This is a genomic window from Roseateles aquae (assembly GCF_032337115.1).
GTDB classification, from domain to species: domain Bacteria; phylum Pseudomonadota; class Gammaproteobacteria; order Burkholderiales; family Burkholderiaceae_C; genus Roseateles_C; species Roseateles_C aquae.
The window spans coordinates 541,792-564,468 of the sequence record NZ_JAVXZY010000002.1 but is presented as its reverse complement, the minus strand read 5'-3'; the positions used below and the strand labels follow the sequence as shown (position 1 = coordinate 564,468).

The following is a 22,677-nucleotide window of genomic DNA, read 5'->3' as shown; positions in this document are numbered from 1 at the left end:
ACTCAGTTCTCCAGGAGGTAGGCGGGCAGGCGTGCGAAGGGCATGTATTCCTCGACCTTGGCGCGCAGGCTGTCGAGCTTGATGGGAAACAGGGAAGCGCAGAACGCGCCAATCTCACTGCCTTGCTCTGAACCTGTGAACAGCGATGCGGGCGCACGCGGCGAGAGGCTGGCATAGGCCGGATCGCCAAAGCGGCGCGTGGCGAAGAGGCGCAGCACATCATCGATCAGCTGAGATTCGTAAGGGTGCGGCAGCCGAGAACCGGGTGCGCGCGCCGAAAAGCGGAAGCAGCCTTGCTGCACATTGCTGATGTCAGCAATGCCGGCGATCAGCGTGTCACTGGCCCACAGGCGCTCAGCGTGCAGGCACAAGGTGCTCACGTCTATGCCGAGCAGCGTGCAGCGCGACAGCGTGACGGCGGTGTTTGGCAGATCGATGGGGCCACCCGCGCGCGCATCGACGATGCAGTCGCGCATCTGCAGCGTGTCGACGCTGGCTGCGGCGCCTTCAAGCTGGATGCCGGCCACGATGCTGCTGTCGACCACAAGCTCGTCGACCGTGCCGGTGATGATCAGCTTGACCGGTGGCAGCGTGGCGCCAACGGCATTGCTGCCGCCGGGGTCAAGCGTGCAATAGCGCAGCTGTACACGCGCCCAGTCGCCGGCAATTACGAGGCGTGCTGTTGCGCCAATGGCAGCGCCCAGCCAGAGGCCGTCGAGCAGCAGCGTGCGTTGGGCGCCCGCTGCCTGCAGCACCCAGTCTGCATTCAGGCGCAGATAAGGGCGGGTGCCAGCCGCGGCACGCACGCTGAGTTGGCTCACTCCCGCTTGGTTGGGTGGCGCTTCAAAACGGGTGTTGTCGTCGATTTCCAGAATGCCGGAGGCGGGCACGCCGCCTGCCGTCGAGCGCTGTGCCCAATGCACGGTGGCGGGTGTCGCGTCGACAGTGCGCGCCCAGGCACCTGCACCGATGGGCGCCAGCTGGCCCGTGCGGTAGCGCAATCGAAGTTGGTTGGCATCAGCGGCCCCGCTGTCGTAAACAAAGCGGCCAAGCGCGGGGTCCAACAGCCAGTCAACGCCGGCCGGGGCGGCGGGCAGGGTGGCAGTCCAACTGCTGAGCTGAGCGCCACGGCTGCGCTCGCGCGGCACTGGCGTGCCCGCCAGCACCCGCAGGCTGGCCGCCGGTGCGCGGCCTTGTGCCGTTTGGCCGCTGGCGTCGGCGAGCAGCGCGGCGCTGCCGCAGTCGGCTCGAAGCATCAAGGGCCTCAAGCCGTCCAGTACGGCCGCGGCGCCAAGCACGGCACCCATGCCGCTGGGGCGGCCAGCCAAGGTGCGCGCCATCTCGGCGCTATTGGCAAAACGCTGGCCAAGCAGCTTGGCCAGCTCGGCGGCGGCCGGTGCACGCTGGGCCGGCGTGATGACGCCGGCCGACAGGACCCAGGCGAGCGCTGCCTCATTGACCTCGTAGATCGCTTCGTTGAGCAAGCGGCAGTCAATCACCCGAGGCAGCGCCCATTCGTCGGCACTGCGCCAGGCTGACCAGTCGCGCGGAGCGCCGAACATCGGGGAGACGCCGGCGTTGCCGCTCGCATCGGGCGCACTGAACAGCGGCACATCGCGGCCGCTGGGGTCGCAGGTGTAGCCGTCGCGCGTGCCTGCCGCGTCGATGACGCGAGCGGGTTGCACACCATCGAACGCGACGCTCTGCATGCGCCAGAGGTGGAAGCCCAGCACATGGATGCCGCGCAGGCCCAGGCGGCCGGCCGGCAAGGCCGGGCGGCGCATCTCGGGCGTGTAGTGGAATTCGTCAAAGGCGTCGCCGGCCAGGCGCGCGGCGCGCACCTGGCGCAGATCGGCGAGGCCGCCCTCGGGCGTAGCGCTCAGGCGGCCGAGCCGGGCCACACCGTCCAGGCCATGACGCAAGCGGCCCAGGCGGCGGAACTCTTCCACCAGATGACCGGTCCAGCCGCTCATATCGGCCACCAGCTGCTCCAGCACCGCCGGAGTTCCCTTGCGGCGGCGGTAATAGATCGTCTTGGCAACATCGGCTCGGCGTGCCCGCGGGCTGAGGGCGCTGACCAGCCGTGTGGCTACCAGCTGGGCGATATAGGGCAGCGCCCAATCGTCGGCCAGTTCGATGAACATATCGTCCCAGAGCCGGTCCTGGCTGCGCTTCTGTACGGCGGCCTGGCTGGCGATGGCGTGCAGCAGGGCGCGCAGCGCATCGCCACCTTGCTGCGCATCCATCTCGCGGTGGATGGCGGGCACCCAGTCCCAGAGTTTTTCGGCGTAGTACTCGCGGTAGCCGTCGCGTGCAGTTGGCATGGCGCTCATCCCTTGAATTGAAGCGTTATCAGCCGCTCAGGCAGCGCGGCCGTTGATGTAGACACCACCGGCCTCGAAGGCGAAATAGGCGCCCGCGGCGGGCCGCCGGCCGATATCGGTGAAATCGCTAGCGTCCAAACGCAGCGCATTCAGGCCGGTGACGCCGGGAACGGCCATGACGCAAGCGACCACCGCGCTGGCAAATAGCACGCCATCGGGTCCGAGCCGCTCGGCTCGCAGCAAGCCGCCGCTGCCAGGCAGGCCGACCGGTGCCCACAGGGCGGCGGCGATGGCAGTGATCACGGCATCGGGGTCCTGATCGGCAGCGATGCTCACGTCCACATCAAGGCGCGCCGACTGCGCGCTGGCTGCTTGCACGCTGAGCGGAGCGCCGTCTTCCGCCAAGGCGCGCAGTGCGGCCTGCACCGTGGGCACCACGCCGGGGTCGGCAATGACGGCAACGATCACCGCCGGACCCAGGCCTTGGGCGTCCCAGCGCCAACTCGCACGGGCGGCGCGCACGCCGTTTTGCTGTGCCGCCGCGGCCTCGAAATCTGCCAACGAGATGGCCCGCCCCAGCAGCAGCGCTGATTGCGGCCCCCGCACGGCCAGCTCGGCTGGCGATTCGGCATCGGCGCCGCCATAGGCCGGCACCGCGTTGAACAGGCGCCGCAGCCCTGGAATTGGCTTGGCGAGCTGCTTGATCGAGTCGGCCGGGGGCACGGCCGCGCCGGCCCCCCAACGGTAGTTGGCCAGCACGCGGGCGCCGGTGGGGAGGCGAGCGCCGCCGCCGAACTGGATGTCGGTCTCGCCGGCATCGTTGTGACGCACGGTATAGACGCGAGCGTCGCTGGCCACACCATAGAAACTCTCTACCTCCTGCCAGCGAACCTGCCCGACCCAGACGCTGAGCGTGCTGCGCCGTCCGGCTGCATTGCCGGCACTGAGGTAGGTCAGCGGCTTCTTTTTCAGGCGGAAGCTCTGCAGCGCTTGTGCGCCATCGCCGATCCCGAGCACCTCGCCGTGCACCGTCTCCCCGCGGGTGACGGCGATCACATTGCCGTACAGGTTTACCGGCGCAGTCAGTTCGCGGCCCCAGGGCGGCGATGCATCCGGCGTGAAGCGCTGTGCGGCCGTGTCAAGCACGCCGTGGGCAGACACGGCCTCGCCATGCACATCGGTAAGCAGCACCTGGCTGACCGGTGTACGCGGCGCATCGAAGCAGTCGGGCAGCGGTGCATTGTCGGCCTGCGTCAGGGTGTCCGCCAGCGGGGCCTGCGGCGTGGCCGCCTCGACCATGGCGTAGTGCAGGCTCAGATGGGCAGCGTCAGACGCGGCGAAAGGCAGCGCCGCATCGAAGCTCAAACGGGTGACAAGGAGCTGGATGGCCGGACTGGTCAGATGCCCCTTGATGGCATTGGCGGCATCCTTGATGTCGCTGGTCAGCGGCCCCAGCAGGGTGTAGGCCGTCTCGCTGACGCCGCTGACCCGCCGTGCCACCGTGCTGCTGCCCACGCTGAGCGCGACGATGTCACCGATATGGATGGCCACCCGTGCATCCAGCGAGACGGAGCTGCTGTCCAGCACGGCCAGTTCGCCCGTGCCGGGCGTGAGCTTCCAGGCGCCACATCGTGCGCCTGGCGTCAGCAAGCGGGTCGTCGCGTAGCTGGCCCCGGCCGGCGGCGTCAGTGTGCCGGCAAAGCTCAGCCGGCTTGCGGCTTGGCGCGATCGCAGGTGCAGCGGCTGCTGGCTTGCCAGTCTTGTGGCGGCCAGCGTGCCGTTCATATCGACGACCAGGGGCATGTCGGCGCGGGCCCGCACACTGCCTGCGCGCACCTGGATGTGATCGAAGGGGCTGGGCAGCGAGCTAGCCGGCACGCGAGCCACGGCCAGGCGATTGACACGCGGTTCGATCAGCGCGTCGGCCTCGGTCTCGAAGACCTGGGGCTGCTCGGCACCCGCCGGGCTCTTGAAAGCACCGCTGCGCACCGCGCTGCCGGCCGGCAGGCTGAGCAGCCGCGTGCCATCGGCCTCGGCCGCCAACCAAGCGGCGCTGCCCATGGCCGGACGCGGCAGATGGCCGAGCAAGGCGACATGCCGGCGCCGCGCGTCGGGCAGACTGGCGGTGCCGAGGTAGCTTTCGTTGGCCACCAGTTCGTCGTAGAAGCTGGTGACGTCCAGCACGTAGGCGCTCATCTCCACCAGCATCAGGCCAAGGTCGCCGGGCTCGCGTGCGCGCCAGTGCGACAGGCCCGGCTCGCGTCCGATGGCGGCGAGCAGATGCCTACGCCACTGAGCGAAGCCGCCGGGCGAGCGTGGCAGCAGTGCCAGCCCGGCCGCAATGGCGATCGGCGTGGCGCAACGTTCAGGGTCGCAGGCACAGCTCATCTCAGCTCCTCAGGCAGGACGCAAACGGGTGTCAGTGGCCGCATCACGCGCCGCCTTCCATCAACAGGCGCACCGCGCCGCGCTCGGACAGATTGCGGTCATTGGCGACGCGTACGAGTTCGTCCACACCGACCTTCAGCGCGTACTCGGTGAAGTCGCGCCAGTCGAACCAGCCGCGGCGGCGCACTCTCATGCCCTCGACCGCCTTCACACCCGGCACGCCTTGCAGCGCGGCAATCAGCGCGGCGCGTGACAGCGGCGTGCCGAAACTGAAGTGATCGGGATCGAAGAAGCCACCCGGCGCTGTGCCCGCTGCTGGCGCCTGGCCCGGCGGCGGACCAAAGAGCGCGGCCAGCGTGGCCGCCTTGACCTCGCCGCGGTAGGCATTGGGCGCGACGCAAAGGCGGATCTCCAGGTCGATATCGGCATAGCGTGGGTCGCGTACCTTGACCTCACGGGCGGCCTGACGAACACGGTCCAGCGTACGCTCCAGATCCAGCCGGTGACCGGCGCTGAGCCCGAAGGCATCGCGCGGATCGGGGGTGACAAAGACGGTCGACCAACTGCCCGTCCAGCGTGCCGCCGCGCCGGCCTTTTGCACCCAGGGCAGGCGTTCGGCCATCTGTGCATAGTCCTCGGCTTGCACCGCGCGGTAGCTGCGCGTGCGGAAATCCTGCGGCGCGTTGATGCGGATCTGTTCGGCATCTTCCGGGTCGGCGCCGCCGGCTGCGGCCAGCGGGTTGCTGATGCCGGCGCTCGCATCGACGCCGGCCGGCACACCAGCTGGGAAATGGGTCAGGGTGTCGGGGGCGACATTCATCCGGCTGCCATTGCCCAGGCGCCAGCGCAAGGTGAACTTGGCGTGCTCGGGCGGGCGACGGCCGAACTCGCCGTCGCCAAAGCGCAGCGTGCTGCCTGCGCCGCTGGCGTAGTCGACCAACTCGGTCAGCCGGCCCAGCCGCTCGAAGCCGACGACGCGCTTGTAGATGCCGTCTTCCAGCGTGTAGGCAGCCTCGGTGGGCAGGGCCGTGGTCTCGCCGATCAAGGCGTCCAACCAGGCCCAGCGCCCGTCGGCATCACCGACAAGGTCGACCTCGGGCTGCATGCGGGTGCTGCCGTCGGTCGCGATGACGGGCAACCACGCCAGCGGCGTTGTGTCCGAGCCCGGCAGCGGGAAGAGGTACTTGACGCGCGCGGCGTCATCCTCGTCCGAGCCGGGCACTGGATAGCCCAGGGTGCTGGCGCAGCCCAGGCGTTCGATGGCGCGCGGCAGATCGGGCTCGGGATCGGCGGGGCCGCTGGGCTCGCCGATGCGAAAGCGGGTGCTCTGGGTGCGTCCCGAGGTGGCCGGCAGCAGGTTGGCACGCACGACCAGGGTTTGCAGATCCAGCTCCCAGGGCGTCGGGGTCTCCCAGCTGATCTGCGTGATCGCCGCGCCGGTCAGGGGATCGACGGCATCGTGGCGCGCAATGATGCGCACGGCCAGACGCCGCTCCGGCAGATCGGGCGTGGGTGGCCGGGTGCGCAGCAGTGCCCAATGACCGTGCGGATCGAAATTCGGGTCGGGCAGCAGATCGGCGGCATGGGCGCCCTGCAAGGTCAGCGTGGTGCTGCCAGCGGCCAGGCAGGTGTCACTCTCGTCCCAGAGATAGGGCTGCAGCGTATTGCGTGCGATCTTGATCGCATAGGCCTTGGGCGCAGCTCCAAGCGGCGTGTCGCGCAGCCCCTGGCCGAGCTCGAAGAAGACCTGCTGCAAGGCGTCGCTGATCACTGTGCCTGCATCCAAGCTGCTGTCTGCGCTCGCCTGCACATCGATCCAGGCGAAGGCGCCACTGCCGTTGTCCACGCGGTAATCGACCAGCCGCGCCAGATGGCGCAAAGAGCGGCGCTGCGTCGCCGTGGCCAGGCTGGCTTCGCGGACCAGGCGGTCCTGGGCATAGGCGAACTCGTCGCCCAGCGCTGCCAGCAGTTCCAGCACCATCATGCCGGTATCGGCCTCAAGCCGGTCCTGCCAGTCAGGGTAGCGCTGCGCCGCGAAGTCGATCAGCGCTTGGCGGAAGCTCCAGAAATCGCGGGCGCGGTAGTCGACGGGGAAGTCGACATCGCTCTCGTCGACACAGCCGTGTGGCAGCGGTGCGCAGTCGAGTTCGCTGTCGCAGGCCGCGTGGAAGGAAAAGCGCGTGCCGTTGAAGTAGGGATCGATCACCGGGCTGTCGAGAAAGAGCCGGTACCAGCCACGCCCCCCCGGCCAGGCCACGGTCACACGGCGCACCTCACGCCCGTCGATGGGCGCTGGCGGCGGCAGTTGGTAGTCAAGCACCGTGACCGTGGCGGGATCGGCCTGGCCTTCGCCAATCACACGGATATGGTCAAGCTGCGTCGCCAGTCCGTCCAAGGCCGCACTGACGGCGGCAGGCAGCGCATCGTGCTGGAAGAAGAGGGTGAGCGCCACGCGTGGTGGCGCCGTGAGCGCCGTGACCTGGATGAAGTCAATGCCGCTCAGTGTGCTGCTGGCGCGCAGCAGGTCGACACGATCAATCATGGCCGGCTCCTCATGGCGTCACCTGCAGATTGAGCACGCGCCGTTCGCCACGCGCCTTGACGGTGTAAGCCACACGGATGGCAAGCTCGGCATCGTTGGCACGCACCGTCACCTGGCTCACGCTGATGGCCTGCGGCAACCAGCGTGTCAGGGCTTGATAGACGACGCTTTGCGCCAGCGTTGCAGCGGCCTCGCCACCGGGTGCGAAGACCAGGCGTTTGACGCCGCAGCCGAAGTCGGGCCGGTTGATGCGTTCACCGGGAGCGGTGAGCAGCACTTGCAAGACCAGTTGCTCGATATGCGCCGCATAGTCGGGCTCCTGGGCGATGCGGCCGCGCACGGCATCGACCGAGAGCGGGTATCGCAGGCTGGTGAAGGGCAGTTCGGCCATGGAAATTCCTCTCAGCTGCCCTGTACCAGCGGCTGGGCTTGCACGATGGAGACGGGGCCTTGGGGTGCCTGGTCGGCCGCCAGACAAATGCCCTTGCTGTCCAGCGCCAGCGTTGGCTGGCCGTTGACCTTGCAACTCTGGTTGAACTTCGTCCAGCGCACCTGCACACAGGGATGCGGCACGCTGCCCGTGCCCACCGGAATCTGGAAGGGGCAGCCGGCAATGCTGAAGGTGTCGCTGGCCAGGGCCAGGGCGACGCCGGCCCGCGCTTGGGTGTTGGTTGATGCGATCGTGACCGTGCCGCCGTGCGGACACTGCAGCGACGAGCCGGTGGTGAGCAAGGCGGTGGCCATCTGGGTGCTTGCCTTGTGCTTCAGCTGACCGTGAAGGCGCCGCTATTGATGCTGACGCCGGAAGCGCCGACCTCGACCTTGCCTGGCGAGGCCTCGCTGACGACCCCGGCTGCGCCTACCGTGTGGGTGGCGTTGCCGGCCTCGGCCTTGATGTCCTGTGCCCAGGTGGTGCTGGCCTCGTTGTGGTTGCTCAGCTTGACCTCGCCCTGCTGGTCGTCGATCTTCAGGCTCGCGGTGTCGGTGATGATCAGCTTGGTGTCCGGTGTGCTGGCGTCGGCTGGCAGCTCGCCACTGTTCCAGTAGCAGCCGACCCAGATCGGGCGGCCGGGTACACCGCCCTCAAACTCCACCCAGACACCGGCGCCTTTGGGGGGCAGGAAGAACATGCCGACGCCCGGCCCGGCATAGGGCACGCAAGGGCGGGCCCAGACCTTGGCGTCGCCGAGCACGGCCGCGCAACTCACTTGCAGGCGGCCGAGGTTCAGCGGGTCCTGGTTGTCGATCACCTTGCCGGCGTACTTGCCATAGACCTTGGAGACCTGGGCATGTTGAAGATCGATGAGAGCGTCATTGAGCATGTTCAGTTCCAGGCATTGCGGACCAGGGTCACCTGCATGCGGTGATCCTGATCGTCGATCTCGTGAACCACGCGTGCGACCAGCCAACGGCCGCTGTGGCGATGACCCACCCCGTGCAGCTCGGCGATGCTGGGAGCCCGCACCACGTTCTTGAGCACCCGCTCGGTGACGCTCAGCGTGGCACTCACAAACCAGGCCTGCTCGATCAGCGCGGCCTCGGACCGGGTTTGCAGATCGCCGGCTTCGTCCACGGCCGCCGTCAGGCGGGCGCGGCGCGGCTGGCTCAGGATGTCAGCCAGCGCATGGTCCGCCAGCGCGCTCAGTGGCGAACGTTCAACCGTACCGCTGAGATCGTCAGCGGCAAAGCTGTCGCGTGCATCGCTGTCGGCCGCGGTGATGCGCTCGCTGTTCCAGTCAATCCGCACTGCTTCGATATTGCGCTGCTCGCCGTCCATGTAGAAGTGAACCTCGGTGTCGGCGTCGACGGGAGGGCGCGCAATATGGGCGCTAGGCGCGGCGCTGGCGGCTTCGTAAGTCAGCCAGAGCCAACAGCCTTGATGGCGTGACAGCCGGCGGATCAGGTGCAGATCGGTCTCGCGCTGCACCAGGACGTTCTTGCTCTCGTCATAGCTCACCGTGGTCGGCATGGTGACCCTGGGCGTGAGCGCTGCATCGCCGAGCAGCTGACTGATCGCGGCTTCATCGGTCACCGTGGGCCAGACACGCACCTTGACCTCGCGGCCCAGCTTGATGCTCACATCGGCGCCGCAGACCTCCAGCACCGAATCGGCCGCGCCGGGTTTGAGTGAGATCCCTTGCGCCGTGACCGGCCCGCGAACCAGCACGGCCTGGCCACCGCCGGCGCGCACCCGCACGGCCAGATCGGCGTCTGGCCCCAAGCGCTCGTCTTCCAGCAGCGGCACCGTGCCATCGGCGATGCGAAGGTCGAAGAACAGGCTGTAGCTGCTGGCCGCACCCGCTTCCTCGGTGACGCGCACCAGCGTGGGTGTGTCAAGCCCAGCGTCGCTGGCGCCGTTGATCAGGATCTCGCAACCTTGTGGCATGGTGCTCGAGTCAAAAGCGGTGAGTTCTGTGGGAGTTCAGGCACGCGTGGGGATCAACACTTCGCCCAACTCGGCCAGAACGTCGGCGGTCATCGCGTCGTTCATTTCTGCCAGCCGCCAGTAGCCGGCTGGATCAGACAGGTACAAGGCCGCAAGGTGATCGGCACGCTCTCCCTGGCGCCGTACATGACGGCCGAGCAAGGCTTGCTGCAGCGCCGGCGCAGGTGGCACAACTTCCACCGCACGGCCGCGATGGTCAATGCGGGTGATCTTGCCGAGCTTGGCGTAGCGACTCTTGGCATCAAACAGGCTCATGGCAATGCTTTCGTGGTTAACGCCCTAAGTTGGCGGCAGGCCGATGATGGATTCGACCGCGTTGGCCAGATTGGCGATCGCCAAGGCCTCTTTTTGGCCGCGCGTGAACTTGTAGCAAGCCTTGGCGATCTGGACCGCCGCGCCCGTGGCCGGCTCGCCATCGATCTTCTCCAGGTCGTCGGGGTCTAGCACCTTGAGGCCGATGGTCGCCTTGGCATGAGTCGGATAGAGCAGGGGTGAGAACTGCGTTTCTTCGATCGACAAGGAGGTGATGCGCACCGGCACGATGCGCCCTGGACCCCAGAAGAAGAGCACCACCGGCGCGTCGCGCCGCTGCAGCTGCGCACCCACCGAGGCACTGGCGCTGATACCAGACGAAGAGATCGACACGTTGACCGAAGGCAGCACGCTGGCCAGCAGGCTGTCCCCGGGCGGGTAGAGCAGCATCTCGATGGCCGCCAGCCGGTCGGCCACACCGACGGCCACCGCCACCGGGTGGGACTCGGGGTGCTCCAACGCGTCGGTGGCGTCGAGATCCAGCACGACCGAGAAGCTCTCTTGCGGGTCGAAAGGCTGGGCCAACGAATGCTGTTGCTCGGCCGTCAAGGCCGCCCGCTCGGCCACCAGGTGGCGCGCTGCCCCCTCGCCCTCAAAAACGGGCTGACGGGCGACCGGCGCCCAGGGCGTGAAGCTGCGCGTCAGCGTCTGCGGGTTGTACTGGAAGACGATGATATTGGGCAGCGGGATCAACATCGGCGTGCCGAAGTAGATCAGTGCGCCTTTGAGCAGCAGGGGAGCGTTGGGGTAGGACATCTCGTTCGCCTTCGCTGTGGGGCGGGTCAAGGCGTTGGCCAGCCAAAGGCCGTGCGCATGCGGGTGTCGTGGTAGCGCTTGGCGTCGTTGAAGACGGTGCTCATTTCGCCCTCGCTGAGCTGGTAGTGGCTGTCGCCCGGGTGGCCGATGGCGGCAACGCCGTTGTAGAAGGCGCGCTCTTCGGTCTGCAGCGCCGTCTCCAGCGCCGGGATCATGCGGCTGTACATCCAGTGATAGGTGGCCACGGCCGCGTCGTAATAGGGCTGTGGGCCCTTGCCGATATTGGCCGGCGCGGCATACCAGGCGCGGATTCGCGCGGCTTGCGCCGGCGTGGCGGTGTCGGTGCGCAAGTCGGCGGGCAGCGCGGCGTTGAAGGCGTTGCGGATCGCATTGCCTTGCGAGAGGGTGCCGGTGGTCTCGTTGCGATCGGCGTCCCACTGGCCTTCACGCTCGATATGCAGACGGCCGCGCTTGTGCGTGCGCGAGGCCAGCAGGATGGCCGGCATATTGGCGCCGCGCTCGCTGCTGGTGACGTCCATCGCCGTCAAACGCAGCCGGCGCCCGCCCAGGCCGAGCTCGGCGACCATCGCGCCGTCCCAGACGATGCCGGCCGGGCCGACGCCGTCGTTGACCGCGTCGCGCAGCGCCGGCGGGATGAACTTGCGTTCGTGAACATTGGCAAAGAACTGGGCCAGCAGGTATTGGCTCATGTGGTGCGACTCGCGCTTTTGCTCGCTCACGCCACGGCTCTTCAGCTCACCGTGGGTCGCCAGGCGCAGGCCGCGTACATCGCTGCGGCCAGTGGCCTTGTAGTTGGCGGCGGTTTCCAGCGCCGTGACGGCGGCGGTATTGCGCGCGTTTTGCAGGCTGCGGAAGTCCTCGACGAAGGCGCTGCTGAAGGCAAAACGGGTGGACTCGAACATGCCGGGCTGCGGCACGCGCGAGGGGCCCATCACGCCCAGCCGCGCATGCAGCTCGCGGCGGTAGACACCGCCGGCGTCTGGCAAGGTGCGCATGGCCTTGTTCCAGAGCTCGTTGTCGCTGGCGACGCGGCCGAGGTCGACGTTGGTGACGTTCAGGGCGCTGACCTCGAAGGCCGGCGCCGCCGCGCTGATCTGCATGGCCACGCCGAAGGCAGCAAAGAGATAGCCCTCGAGCAGCGTGACGAAGCGCGCCGGATCCAGCTCGGTGCTGATGCGGGCGCTGCGCCGCGCACGCGGCAGCGGCCGCTGCGCCAGGTTGGCGATACCGGCCAGGTCGCGTTCCACTTGGGCCACGTGCGTGGTGTTGCTCAGCAGCGCCTGCAGCGCCGCCTGCACCTCGGTTTCCTGCATGAAGGCGGCAAAGCTGATCTGTGAAGGGGCGCCCAGGCGGGTGTGTACGCTGCTCCAGATCGCACGGGCCTGGGCGATGCCCGGGACTTCGACGCCACCGGTAGGCACCTCAAAGGCGGTGGTCGAGCCGGTGGTGGAGAGCAGGTTGAGGATGTCGCGCGCGACGACGGTCTCGAACGCCGGCTGCACGCCGGGCGATGCCGAACCCGCCGTCGCGGCCGCAGCCGGCGCACCACCCAGCGCACGTGCGGCGGCGGCGTCGGCGCGGCGCTCGGCCGCGACATCGAGGATCAGGCCAGCGCCGGGCCGGCCGAAGCCGGGCGCATGTGCGCGCGGGCCCATCTGCTGCACCACGTGCGCCACCTCGTGCGCCAGCAGGCGCTGCGCGGCGGCGCCGTCGCCGGCCTCGTCGGGATGACGGTAGATGTGGCTGCCGGAGGTGACGGCGCGTGCGCCTATCGGCTCGGTGGCGCGGCGGCCCTCGTCGCCGTCGTGCATGCGCACGTGGCGCAGCTGCACGCCGAAGCGTCCTTCCAGGTCAGTGCGGATCTCGGGTTCCAGCGGCCGGCCGGCGGAGAGCGGCAGATGCCATCCCGGCGAGCGGTGCACGCTGCCCGCCGGGCCGCCCTGCGTGGCCGGGTCCAGCGGCACCGGGTCGATCACCGTTGGCGCCAAGCCGGCAGGCCGCGGGAAGTGCGGCCGGCCCAGGCCGCTGAGGACGAAGTCGCTGGCGTCATAAAGCATGTCGACCAGCTCGTCGCGTGTCTGGTCGAAACGTCCGGCGATCTGCGGCAGCACATCCTGGCGCCAATAGCGATTGGGATCGAGCTCCGTGCCACGCCAGGCACCCGCAATCTGCGCGCATACCCAGTGGTAGAGCGTGTCCATGTTCTGGAAACGGCCGCGGTCCTCCTGCGGGATAGGGAACAACTCCATGATGAGGCGGTAGGCGCGCCCGCGCGGGCCGAAGCGGTCGAGGATGAACTGCATGATCAGCTCGGTGGCCAGCTCCAGGTCGATGAGCTCGGCCGGCAGCTCGTAAGTGGCCAGGCCTTCGAGCAGGCGGCGCGTGGACTGCTCCATGTCGTCGGCGCTGCTGCTGATCTGCTCGCGCACGATGGCCACCAGCGTGGCCAGCACGCCCTCGTCGGCGTCGGCGCCGCCGGCCACCTCGCCGCTGGCCAGCTCGACCACGCCGTTGATCAAGCGGTCGCGCACCGACGGCGGCACCTGATCGGCGACGAAGCCGATGAAGTCAGCCGCGCGCAGCAGCAGCCAGGCCAGGCGCGGCCGCAGCGAGATGGTCGACTGCGCGCTGCGCAGCGGCCCGGCGGTGCGCAGCTTGAGCTGCTCGACGGCGGCCGCGAAGCGCTGGCCGATGTCGCGCAGCGCCGCGACGATGCGTCCCAGCCGCGTGGTCGCCGGGTGCGACTGTGCGCGCGGTCTGCTGGGCACCAGGCTGCCCAACAGTGCCAGCGGGTTTGCGTCGCTGTTAAGTATCAGAAAGCGCCACAGGTGATCCGCACGCAGTGCGTTGCCGGCAAAGCGCGTGACGATGTCGCCCACCAGGCCCAGCGGGTCCTGGTAGAGCTGGTGGACGAGTTCGTCGAATTCACCGCCGGCGGCCATGGCGATCAGGTTGGTGGCCAACTCGGCATAGGCCAACTCGGGCTGGGCGATGCCGACGACGGTGATGATCCACTGCATCGCCGCCTGGCTCATGGCGGCGGTGTTCTCCATGCCAATGCCGAAGGAGCGCCACAGGAAGACGTCATTCAGGCGCGTCAGCAGCTCAAGATTGTCTTCGGTGACCGGGGTGGCGACGCCGTCGATCAGCAGCGTGAAGAGCAGCCGGGGCTCGCCGTTCTCGGGGCGTTGCGAGCCCTCGGGGAAGACCAGGCGTGCTGGTGCGTAGGCGCCGCCGGCGCCGGCGCGCATGCCGGCGGGCGTCGGCGCGCCGATGCCCTGGTAGTAGGTGAAGCTGTGGGCGACGCTGTGGATCTGGTAGCGCGTGCCGGTGGCCCAGTCGATGTGGCCGTCGGCGTCGGCACGCATGCCCAGGCGCCAGGTGTCGGCCTGCGAGGCGTCGGTGTTGGCGTAGATCGGCGTGGACAGGCCCAGCGGCGTGATGGTGCCGCTGCTGCCCTGGGCAGCATCGCCGCGAAAGCCCACCTGGCCCTGGGTTTCGAGTACGGCGGCGTCCATCGCCGCCTTGGCCTGGCGCAGTTGTTCGCTGCGTTCACGCAGGCGGCTGTCGATGTAGACGATGTTGCCGGCCTCGTCCTCGCTGTGCGTGGCGCAGCGGCGCATTGCCTGAAAGCGTTCGCGGTCGTCGAGGATGGCCAGCGTCGCGATCAGGTCGCCATACACGGCCTGGTTGAACGAGGCGGCGTCCAGCGGCCGCTGGGCAAAGGCCAACACCTGCGGCGCGAGACTGAGCATCAGCAGGCCCATCTGCAGCTCGGCCTCATCGCGCGGGTAGGCCATGGCGCGCAGGTCCTCGACCTGGTCTACGGCCCATTGCGGCGTGGTCAGGCGCAGGCGCATCTCGTCGCCGCTCTCCATGCCGGGGCCGGCGATGAAGCGGTCCATGCGTGCGCGCAGGCGGCGCGTGGCCAGGCGGCGCAGCAGCGCCGTGAGGCGGCGCAGGCGGTCCGGCAGCGCCTCCTGCAAGCTGTGCAGCGGCCGCTCCAGCAGCTCGCGGATGCGCGTGTTGAAGCGGTTCCAGTCGTCCGGCGACATGGTCAGCGGATCGCGCTCGCGCAACCAGGCCAGTTCAGCGGCCAGCGAGGCGTTGCGCGGCTCGCGCAGACCGGCCAGAAAGCGCACCATCGGCACCAGCGAAGGCAGCACCCAGGCGAACACGCCCATCGTCGGCGGCACCGGATAGATGATGCGCAGCGTGCCCAGCGGGCCGTGCGCGGCGAGGTCGGCGCGTTCGGCCGTGGCGCCGGGACCGCTGGCGATGTCGAGGTGGCGCTCAAGCTGCAGCCGGGTCTTGGGCCGCGATGCGATCAAGCCCGACCAGTCCAGCTCGGCCTCGGGGTTGAGGCTGGCGACCCAGTCACGCACGACGAAGCGCTGCGGCTGCGTTAGGCCCATGCCGCTGCCTGAGGCCGGAGCCGGCGCTTCGCCGCCGGCAGCACTGAACTGCGCCTCGGCGCCGCCGATGACCTCGCCGACGGCCCCGCGTTGATGCACCAGGCTGCCCAGCGCGCTGAGGTCAAGCTGGTCGTCGGCCGGCAGCCGGGCTTCGGCGCGCAGCAGGGTGTCCAGCGTGTCGGCCAGGCGGGTGTTGTAGTCGAGGCGGAACCAGTCGACCAGATGGCGCGCGGTGAAGGGCGTGCCAGGGAAGGGCCGGTCGAGGTTCTCGGGAAAGTCCTCGGCCAGGCGGCCGATGCTCAGCACGGCATCGGGTTCCCAGTCGCTCAGCAGCCAGAGCGCGCCAGCGGCGCTGCGGTCAGCGGCCAGCACCGGTTCGCAGCTTGCCAGCACGTCAGCCCAGCGCAGCCAGCGCGCCAGTGCGCCGACGTGGCGGGCCATGCGCACACGGTGGCCAGCGCGCTCGTCGACGAAGTGCGGCGAGGCGTCGTCCACCGTGCGGTTGTAGCGGCGCGTCTGGGTGCGCAGAAAGTCCAGCCAGAAGGCCAGGGTCACCAGCGTGCGCAGCCGGCTGCGGTCGGGGGCCGGGCGCGCGCGCGCGCCGGGGCGCATGGCCGGGGCACGGGTACGGTCGAACTCGTCAACCAGCGCCGCGTCGATCCGCTCGAGCAAGGTCTTGTGCGCCGGTGCCGGGGCGTCCACGGCGAGCGCCTGCTCAAAGGCGTCGAGCGCGCGCGCATAGACCTCGCTGCTCGGCAGTTGGCCATCGTCGCCCATCGCGAACAGCTGCTGCCAGGCCGGCAGCAGCGCGTCGTGCAGCGCGCGCACCAGCGGCAGCGTCAGTGGTGCGGCTTCACCCAACGGCAATGGCGCCACCAGGTCGCGGTCATCCAGGCCGGTGAAACGTGCCGCGGTGGACTCGAACAGGCCCAGGCACTCCTGCCAGAAGGGCAGCAACTCGTCGATCAGCGCCAGCAAGGCCTGCGCATACTGGCGCAGGTGTGCGGGGGTGTCGGCGGCGTCGAGCTTGGCCTGCCAGTCCCGCCGCAGATTGCTCAGCAGTGTCACGCGCTGATGCAGCGGTGTGGTCTGCGAGGAGATGACGCCGTGTTCGGCCTGCAGCTCCTGCAGGTGGGTGAACTGCTCGGCGTGCAGGCTGTCCAGCAACTGCCAGGCCAGCACCACGCCCTCCTGTGGCACCAGGCGGTGCTCGTGCAGGGCGGTGTTCAGGCGCTGCGTCGCATCCTGGTGCGCATTGGCGACGCTGGCGGGCAGGGGCAGCGGCGCGGTGTGCGGGCGCAGCAGGAAGCGGCGGTACTGGTTCATGGCCGCGACGGGCCAGATGTCGCGGAACTCGGCCGTGGCCAGCGCCGTGCCGATCCAGTTGACCGCAGCGTCGCCGTTGGCGAGCCAGGCGGCGAAATCCTGGTTCCAGCGGCCGATGCGGATCTGGAAGCGCGTATCGGCTTGCAGGATTTCCTTGGCCCGTGCCCAGTAGCCCAGGCGTTTGAGGCAATCGACGATGAAGCCCTTGCCCACCGGGTGAAGGGCGATGAAGGCGCTCTGGCGTGTGGCGTCCACCAATGGCGAGCCCCAAGCGATGGGCTGCGCCAAGGTGCCGTCAGCGATGCGCCCATGTCGGTCCGGTGCGGCCGCAAGCGCCTGGCGCGCCATCTCGATGGCCGCGCGGGCGTGTTCACCTTCGCTGCTGCTGGTGGTGCGCCTGACCATGTCGTCGAAGGCCGCGGCGGCGTCCTGCGCCGGCGGCGGCGCCGTGCTCGCCGGCTGGCATTGCACGGCACCCAGGCCATTGGCACGGGCCTCAAGACGCCAGCCGCCACCACTGGCGCGCACGCCCGCTTGCTGGATCACATGGGCCACTTCGTGCGCTATCAGGTGGCGCCCCGCAGCGCTTGCGGTATCGAAGGCAGCGTTGGCGAAATAGACATCGCGCCCAGCGGCGAAGGCGCGTGCGCCCAGTCGCTGGGCCGCCTGTTGTGCCACTGCGTCGCGGTGGATACGCAGCCCATCCAGATCGACGCCGAATGCCGCGCCCAGCGGCTGTGCCAGAGTGGCCGGCAGCGCTTCGCCCAGGCTTTGCGACAGTTTGAATGCGGACCAGGGCGCCGGACTGAGTCCGCCCGCCAGACCCTGCTCGCCGCGCAGGAAGGCGTCGGCAGCGCGCTCGGCCTGCTGCTCGGCGCCGCCGCTCGGGGCAGAGCGCAGCGTCGTGACGGCCGGGCGCTGCGCCGCCGCCAATGCCTTGCCATGTGCGGCGGTGCCACCCTGCGCACGGCTGCTTGCGCTGCCACGGGCGCCGCGAGCCGTGCTCACAGATCGCTCCCGGCTCGGAACGGGGTGAGTCGGAGGCGCTGCGTCAGCGTCATGACGCGCTCCCGGTGTCAGCGGCCAGCATGGCCGCCAGTTCACGTTCTGAAACGCCGGCGCCCTCTTTGGCCAGCTCACGAGCCAGCAGGCGCCCCAGCAGCAGGGCGTCTGCGGCCTGTTGCGCCTGACGAGCCGCGAATGCCGCGCTGAGCGCTGCGTTCTTGATCTGCGCGCCGGTGGCCTCAATGCGGGCCACGCATCGCAGCGCTGCGTTCAATCGCGTTGCCTCGGCCGGACCGAAGAGTGCGGCAACCGCGCCATGCCAGATGCGCAGGCGGGCTTCAAGCTCGGGCTTGGGAAAATCGACGACGTGGCGGATCCGGCGCAGGAAGGCGCTGTCGATATTGCCTTTCAGATTGCTGGCCAGCAGCACGATGCCAGGGTAAGCCTCCAGCGCCGTCATCAAATGGCTGGTATCGAGGTTGGCAAAGCGGTCCTGCGCATCGCGCACCTCTTCGACGCGCTTGGCGTACAGCGCATCGGCCTCGTCAAAGAACAAGACTGCGCGCTGGGCGGCTGGAGCGCTGAGCAGGGTTTGCAGGTGCTGCGCCGTTTCGCCGACCCATTTGCTGACGATGGCCGACAGGTCAACGGCCAGCAGGTCCAGGCCGAGTTCGCTGGCAATCACCTGCGCGGCCATGGTCTTGCCCGTGCCCGGCGGGCCGGCGAACAGGGCCACCAGGCCGCGGCCATAGGGGAACAGGCGGGCAGCGGCGGCTTCGGCCCAAAGCCGGTTGCGCTCGCGCGCCTCGAAGGCGATGTCATGCAGGCGCTGCAGCGGTTCGGCGGGCAGGATCAGATCGTCCCAGCCGAATTGAGCATCGATGCGCCGTGCCAGCTGAGCAAGCCCGCCACGACCGCGCGCGCGAAGGAACTGACGGGCCTGCTGTGCATCAGCCGGTGCTGCTGCCGCTGCTGCGGCGATGTCGGCCAGTCCGGCGTCGTGGCTCAGTGCCAGGTCCTGCAGCGCAGCGGTGGGCCAGGCCGCCACCGGCGGCCAGAGCGACCGCCACAGCTGCAGGCGTTCCTCAGGGCCGGGCGGGGGGAGCTCGATGCTGAGCACGCAGGCTGGCTCGCCAGCGATCAGCCACTCATCGGCGAGGTCATCAATGGGGGCTGTGCTTGCTGTCGTGGCCGGGGCAGCGCTGGTTTGCTGTGGGAATGCCGGCGTCGACTCGCCTGGCTGGGCAGCTGCAGTCGCGGTCGCGCAGAGGAACTGCAGCGGGTAGGGCTTGACGCCTCGCGGCCTGGCGAGCGCGACATCGGCCAGGTTCAGGCAGAGCGGGCAGCCGTCCAGCCAGGCCTGACGTTGCAAGCGCAATGCGTCGTGTTCGCCGTCGCGCAAGGCGCCAGCGCTGGCAGCGAGCACGGCCAGGCCGAGCCGCTTGCCCACGGCGGCCGCGAACCAGGGACCGGCCAGAGCGTCAGCAGCAACGATGTGCACCCGCACCGGTTGGCCCTGCTGCCAGGCCGCCTGCACGCGAGCGGCTGTGGCGGCTACCGGCCAGTCGGCCAGGGCATCGCCGGTGCGCAGCAGGGCGACGCGGCCGACCAGGGCACGGTCCAGCTCGTGCTCACCTTCGAGCCAGGGCAGCAAGGCAGGATCGAGCGCCAGCGCAGCGCCGCCATCGATCAGCCCATGCTCGACCACCATCTGCCAGAGCAGCAAAGGTGAATCGCTGGGCAGTCGCACCCGGGCTGCGTGGCCATGCAGGGAGCTCAGGCTGCGCACGGTCAGTTGCGCGCTATAGGCCTCTCGCGCGGCCAGTGTGGCGCGCAGCTCGGCGTCAAAGGCGCTTACCCAGAGTGCGGCCAAGATGTCGAGCTCCAGCGCACTGAGGCCGAATCGTCTTGCCAGCTCGCGCAAGCGCCCTGATGGGGCGCTCGATGGAGATGCCAGCCCGGCATCGACGGCAGCGCCGCGCAGCGCGACGCACAGGCGTTCACGCCAGGCCTCCCGTTCAATGCTGGGTGCTGCCGCGGCCGGGGACCTGGTGCCCGCCGCTGCCTCCTCGCGAGGCTCGCCACCATGCTGGGTCGCCAGAGTCATGGCACGCTCTCCCAGAGCGGTGGTGACTCCGCACCACGCACCACCAGGCGCAGCGGCACGATGCTGCCAGCGCTCAGCGTTGATGAAAAGCGAAGGCGCAAGCTCGGGCTGCCGGGGAGCACAAAGAATTCACCAGCAGCCGGCGGATTGGCGTTGCCCCGCGTCAGCCGGCTGTTGCCAGCAAACACCAACAGATCGCTGGGATCGATGGCATCGATCAGGAAACCATCGACGCTGACGGTCAGGATGGCGCCAGCGACGGCGACCGAGGCGATCTGTGGCGCGATGGCGAAGGGGACTTCGTTGGAATAGCTATCGAAGTCCCGCTGACTACCATCTGGCAGGGTCTTGCGTGTCGTGCTGCGAACCACAGCGCCGTAGATGCCCGGTAGCAGAGCTTGTGCACCGATGGTTTTTTGCACCCGCACCGTCAGCGTGCTGCCGTCGGTCTGCAGCGTCCAAGCCGAGTCGACTTCAAGCGGCTGGGCAAAGCTGCGGTGGTCGACCTGCAGGCCAGTACTGTCGCCTTTGAGATTGCTGCCGCGCAGCGTCAGCGTGCCGCCGAAAGGTACCTCAGCCGGCGAGACGTCGAGCTTTCGGGCTTGCGGCTCTCCGGGGATTTTGTAGCTGAGTTGGCTGCCGGACTCATCTATCCGGGGCTCGCCGCGCGTGAAGGCATGCACGCCCAGCATCAGCACGCGGCCGGCGCGGCTGGGCGGCTCATCAGGTTCGAGCAAGGTGGCGGACACCTCGTAATAGGCAGCCAGCCGTGCCGCCTGCGTGCCCGCCTGCCAGTACTGTACGGCCTCGTTTGAGGCAGTCGGTTGCAGGACGATGCGCAGCCGATTGCCGCGCCCGCGCATTGCCGTAGGCATCACGGTCACCAGTCCGAGCTTGGATTGCGTGGCCGTGTGATCGTCGATGAAAGGCTGGTCGCGCAAGGTCTTCATCGCCAAACCCATCAACAGCTGGTCAGACAGGGCGCGCAGATGGCTGTCTGCCGCATTGCTGCGCGGCGTCATCACGTAGTACAGCGTCACGCCCATCGGCTTGAAGCGCTGCGGCACGGCGTCGCCAGGTACCGGCCAGTCTTGAGACTTGCTGTGAGCGTCTTCGCGCACGTGATAGAGGTAAAAGCTGAGCGCGTTGGCCGCATTGACCGCATCCGGAGGGCCCGCCGAGACGGTCAGCGTGTTGCCCGCCGGCCAATCAGGAAAGACTGGAATGTGCTTTTCCAGCAACGTGGTGATGCAGCGTGTGACAAGGCTGAGATCAAGCAAGGCCATGGTGCACGCGCCTCATCAACTCTGGCCCAGGCCGAATCGTTCGACGCTGGCGCCATGGGCGATGTCGTCCAAACGCCGGGTCGGAGGCATCACTGGCACGATGACGGTGGTCTCGACCACGGCGGGCGTTGCCTGGGTGGGGCGCGTGTCGGGCGGCTTGGCCGAGGGCCCGGTCGGTGGCTCCGATGGCGCCGAGGCCTTGGGCCGATGTGCGGGCTGGACAGGCGCGGGCGGCACCAGGGCCGTCGTCCTGGCCGGGCGAAGCAGCCGTACTGGGACGCCGGCAGCTTGGACGTCTTGCGATTCCGCGATCTGGCGGGAAGGCCGCGCCGCTGACCTGGGTGGCGCTGTGTCCAGCAAGTCAGGCAGCGGTAGGCCTGATGCCCCCGGCGAACGATCTGCCAGGGCTTGCTGCTCCTCGGCTTCGGCTGGTCGCCCTGGAACGCCAAGCGCACGCATGAAGGCATCCGCCTGCGCCATCGCCGGCGATGGGCGCGGCGTCAAGGGCGGCGTGGGCTGCTGGATCGTCAGCGGTGCCGGCGCAGCAGGCGGGTTTGCCGTGGCCCCGGAAGACTTCACCGCGCCGAGTGGATGCTCAGTCGTGTCGAGGCTGTTGGCAGGGTCGGGCGAGGACCATTGCACACCAGCGCCAACTGCACGCGCGTGCTGAATCGGCGTGGCCAGCTGAGCTGCTTCGGCCTTGCTGTAAGCGTGCGCAGACGGCGGATTCTGAGCAGTGTCAATGGGCCATGGCGCTGTTTGAGCGAAGGGATCGTGCAGCCGTTCGGCGGGCGGCCTGGGCTCGGCGCCGGCGCGCAGCAGGAGTCGTTGGAAGTAATCCATGTCCGCGAGGCTTGGCACTTTGTCTGGCCTCAGGAGGTGAACCGCGCGCCGGATGCTGCGGCCAGCAGCTGCTCGGCGAGGTCACGGCGCAGGCTCCGCGGCAGGGCGCTGATCTCGGCAAAAGACCAGCCATAGCCGGCGGCCAGCGCATGAAGATCGGCCAGCAACTGTGGACGCTCGTCGATCACCCGTTGCAGCACCCACGACTGAATGTCAAAGCGCACGCGATGGCCACAGCCGCATTCGGGGCAGTCGGCATCGAGGTCAATGTCCAGCAGCGGTGCGAGTGCCTCCAGGCGTGCGGCCGCGGCGGCAATCAGCGCTTCGGGCAAGTCGCCCGCACGCTCCAGCTCAGCTTCATCGAGACTGGACAAATCGCCGCGCGCCAAGGCCGCCAGCAGGGCCCGGCCATGCTCCTGGCCCCACTGCAAGGCCAGCACCTCGTCTGCGGCAGTGCTGAGTTGCCAGTGCCGCTGCGTTTGCGCGTCATGCAAGCTACGCGATTTGGCGAGGGCACCGGGCTGGCTGGTCGCCTCGGTGCTGTCAGCACTCGCCGCGATCTCACGCTGCAGTGCGGAGAGCTGGAAGGACAGGTCGAAGCGGCTGTGGCAGGCGGCGCAGTCCAATGTGCTGACGATGCGGTCACCCCAGATCGCGCGATGCTGGGCGGCAAAAAGGGCGTCGCGGTCGCTGGCGCTGAGTTCAGGGGCGGAGGCACCTTCCAGCAGCGCAGCCAGCCAGGCCACGCCGGCAGCGGTGTCTACCCCGGTCAAGGCCAGTTCATCGCTGCCGGTGGGCTCGCGAAGCCGGGCGCGCGGCGCGCGGCGCAGCCCTTTTCCGGGGCCACCAGCGTGGCGCAGCGCGACGGGTTCGCTCCAGCTTGGCATGATGACGACCGGGCCCACG

14 protein-coding genes are annotated in these 22,677 nt (G+C 68.8%); all 14 read right to left on the bottom strand.

Features of this window, described 5'->3' with window-relative positions; all coding sequences use genetic code 11:
• Positions 1–2 precede the first annotated feature (2 nt).
• The gene (locus tag RQP53_RS07705; RefSeq protein WP_315649641.1) at positions 3–2,324 is read right to left on the bottom strand and encodes a hypothetical protein; all 2,322 of its coding nucleotides are present in this window, start codon (positions 2,322–2,324) and stop codon (positions 3–5) included.
• A gap of 36 nt (positions 2,325–2,360) precedes the next feature.
• Positions 2,361–4,712 carry a baseplate J/gp47 family protein gene (locus RQP53_RS07700; RefSeq protein WP_315649640.1) on the bottom strand — a complete coding sequence of 784 codons (2,352 nt, stop codon included), beginning with the start codon at positions 4,710–4,712 and terminating at the stop codon, positions 2,361–2,363.
• Positions 4,713–4,755: 43 nt separating this feature from the next.
• Complete coding sequence (locus tag RQP53_RS07695; RefSeq protein ID WP_315649639.1) at positions 4,756–7,254, bottom strand: baseplate J/gp47 family protein; 2,499 nt, start codon at positions 7,252–7,254, stop codon at positions 4,756–4,758.
• 10 nt (positions 7,255–7,264) lie between these two features.
• Positions 7,265–7,645, bottom strand: a complete 381-nt coding sequence (locus RQP53_RS07690) for a GPW/gp25 family protein (protein ID WP_315649638.1) — start codon at positions 7,643–7,645, stop codon at positions 7,265–7,267.
• An 11-nt stretch (positions 7,646–7,656) separates the two neighbouring features.
• Positions 7,657–7,998, bottom strand: coding sequence for a hypothetical protein (locus RQP53_RS07685; RefSeq protein WP_315649637.1), 342 nt, complete (start codon positions 7,996–7,998; stop codon positions 7,657–7,659).
• Positions 7,999–8,018: 20 nt separating this feature from the next.
• Positions 8,019–8,576, bottom strand: coding sequence for a phage baseplate assembly protein V (locus tag RQP53_RS07680; protein ID WP_315649636.1), 558 nt, complete (start codon positions 8,574–8,576; stop codon positions 8,019–8,021).
• 2 nt (positions 8,577–8,578) lie between these two features.
• Positions 8,579–9,640: a hypothetical protein gene (locus RQP53_RS07675; RefSeq protein ID WP_315649635.1), complete on the bottom strand. Its 1,062-nt coding sequence runs from the start codon at positions 9,638–9,640 to the stop codon at positions 8,579–8,581.
• Positions 9,641–9,676: 36 nt separating this feature from the next.
• Complete coding sequence (locus RQP53_RS07670) at positions 9,677–9,955, bottom strand: hypothetical protein (protein WP_315649634.1); 279 nt, start codon at positions 9,953–9,955, stop codon at positions 9,677–9,679.
• Positions 9,956–9,979: 24 nt separating this feature from the next.
• The gene (locus tag RQP53_RS07665) at positions 9,980–10,768 is read right to left on the bottom strand and encodes a hypothetical protein (RefSeq protein ID WP_315649633.1); all 789 of its coding nucleotides are present in this window, start codon (positions 10,766–10,768) and stop codon (positions 9,980–9,982) included.
• 26 nt (positions 10,769–10,794) lie between these two features.
• On the bottom strand, positions 10,795–17,538 hold the full coding sequence (locus RQP53_RS07660; protein WP_315649632.1) for an eCIS core domain-containing protein: 6,744 nt from the start codon (positions 17,536–17,538) through the stop codon (positions 10,795–10,797).
• Positions 17,539–17,587: 49 nt separating this feature from the next.
• On the bottom strand, positions 17,588–19,642 hold the full coding sequence (locus RQP53_RS07655) for an ATP-binding protein (RefSeq protein ID WP_315649631.1): 2,055 nt from the start codon (positions 19,640–19,642) through the stop codon (positions 17,588–17,590).
• The gene (locus RQP53_RS07650; RefSeq protein ID WP_315649630.1) at positions 19,639–20,928 is read right to left on the bottom strand and encodes a Pvc16 family protein; all 1,290 of its coding nucleotides are present in this window, start codon (positions 20,926–20,928) and stop codon (positions 19,639–19,641) included. The genes RQP53_RS07655 and RQP53_RS07650 overlap by 4 nt, the downstream gene beginning before the upstream one ends.
• Positions 20,929–20,943: 15 nt before the next feature.
• Positions 20,944–21,165, bottom strand: a complete 222-nt coding sequence (locus tag RQP53_RS07645) for a hypothetical protein (protein WP_315649629.1) — start codon at positions 21,163–21,165, stop codon at positions 20,944–20,946.
• A 635-nt stretch (positions 21,166–21,800) separates the two neighbouring features.
• Positions 21,801–22,658, bottom strand: coding sequence for a hypothetical protein (locus tag RQP53_RS07640; RefSeq protein WP_315649628.1), 858 nt, complete (start codon positions 22,656–22,658; stop codon positions 21,801–21,803).
• Between the last annotated feature and the right edge of the window lie 19 nt (positions 22,659–22,677).

Coding starts and splice junctions, on each gene's coding strand:
- RQP53_RS07705 (WP_315649641.1), bottom strand. CDS start 2,324: ATGCCAACTGCACGCGACGGCTACCGCGAGTACTACGCCGAAAAACTC.
- RQP53_RS07700 (WP_315649640.1), bottom strand. CDS start 4,712: ATGAGCTGTGCCTGCGACCCTGAACGTTGCGCCACGCCGATCGCCATT.
- RQP53_RS07695 (WP_315649639.1), bottom strand. CDS start 7,254: ATGATTGATCGTGTCGACCTGCTGCGCGCCAGCAGCACACTGAGCGGC.
- RQP53_RS07690 (WP_315649638.1), bottom strand. CDS start 7,645: ATGGCCGAACTGCCCTTCACCAGCCTGCGATACCCGCTCTCGGTCGAT.
- RQP53_RS07685 (WP_315649637.1), bottom strand. CDS start 7,998: ATGGCCACCGCCTTGCTCACCACCGGCTCGTCGCTGCAGTGTCCGCAC.
- RQP53_RS07680 (WP_315649636.1), bottom strand. CDS start 8,576: ATGCTCAATGACGCTCTCATCGATCTTCAACATGCCCAGGTCTCCAAG.
- RQP53_RS07675 (WP_315649635.1), bottom strand. CDS start 9,640: ATGCCACAAGGTTGCGAGATCCTGATCAACGGCGCCAGCGACGCTGGG.
- RQP53_RS07670 (WP_315649634.1), bottom strand. CDS start 9,955: ATGAGCCTGTTTGATGCCAAGAGTCGCTACGCCAAGCTCGGCAAGATC.
- RQP53_RS07665 (WP_315649633.1), bottom strand. CDS start 10,768: ATGTCCTACCCCAACGCTCCCCTGCTGCTCAAAGGCGCACTGATCTAC.
- RQP53_RS07655 (WP_315649631.1), bottom strand. CDS start 19,642: ATGACTCTGGCGACCCAGCATGGTGGCGAGCCTCGCGAGGAGGCAGCG.
- RQP53_RS07650 (WP_315649630.1), bottom strand. CDS start 20,928: ATGGCCTTGCTTGATCTCAGCCTTGTCACACGCTGCATCACCACGTTG.
- RQP53_RS07640 (WP_315649628.1), bottom strand. CDS start 22,658: ATGCCAAGCTGGAGCGAACCCGTCGCGCTGCGCCACGCTGGTGGCCCC.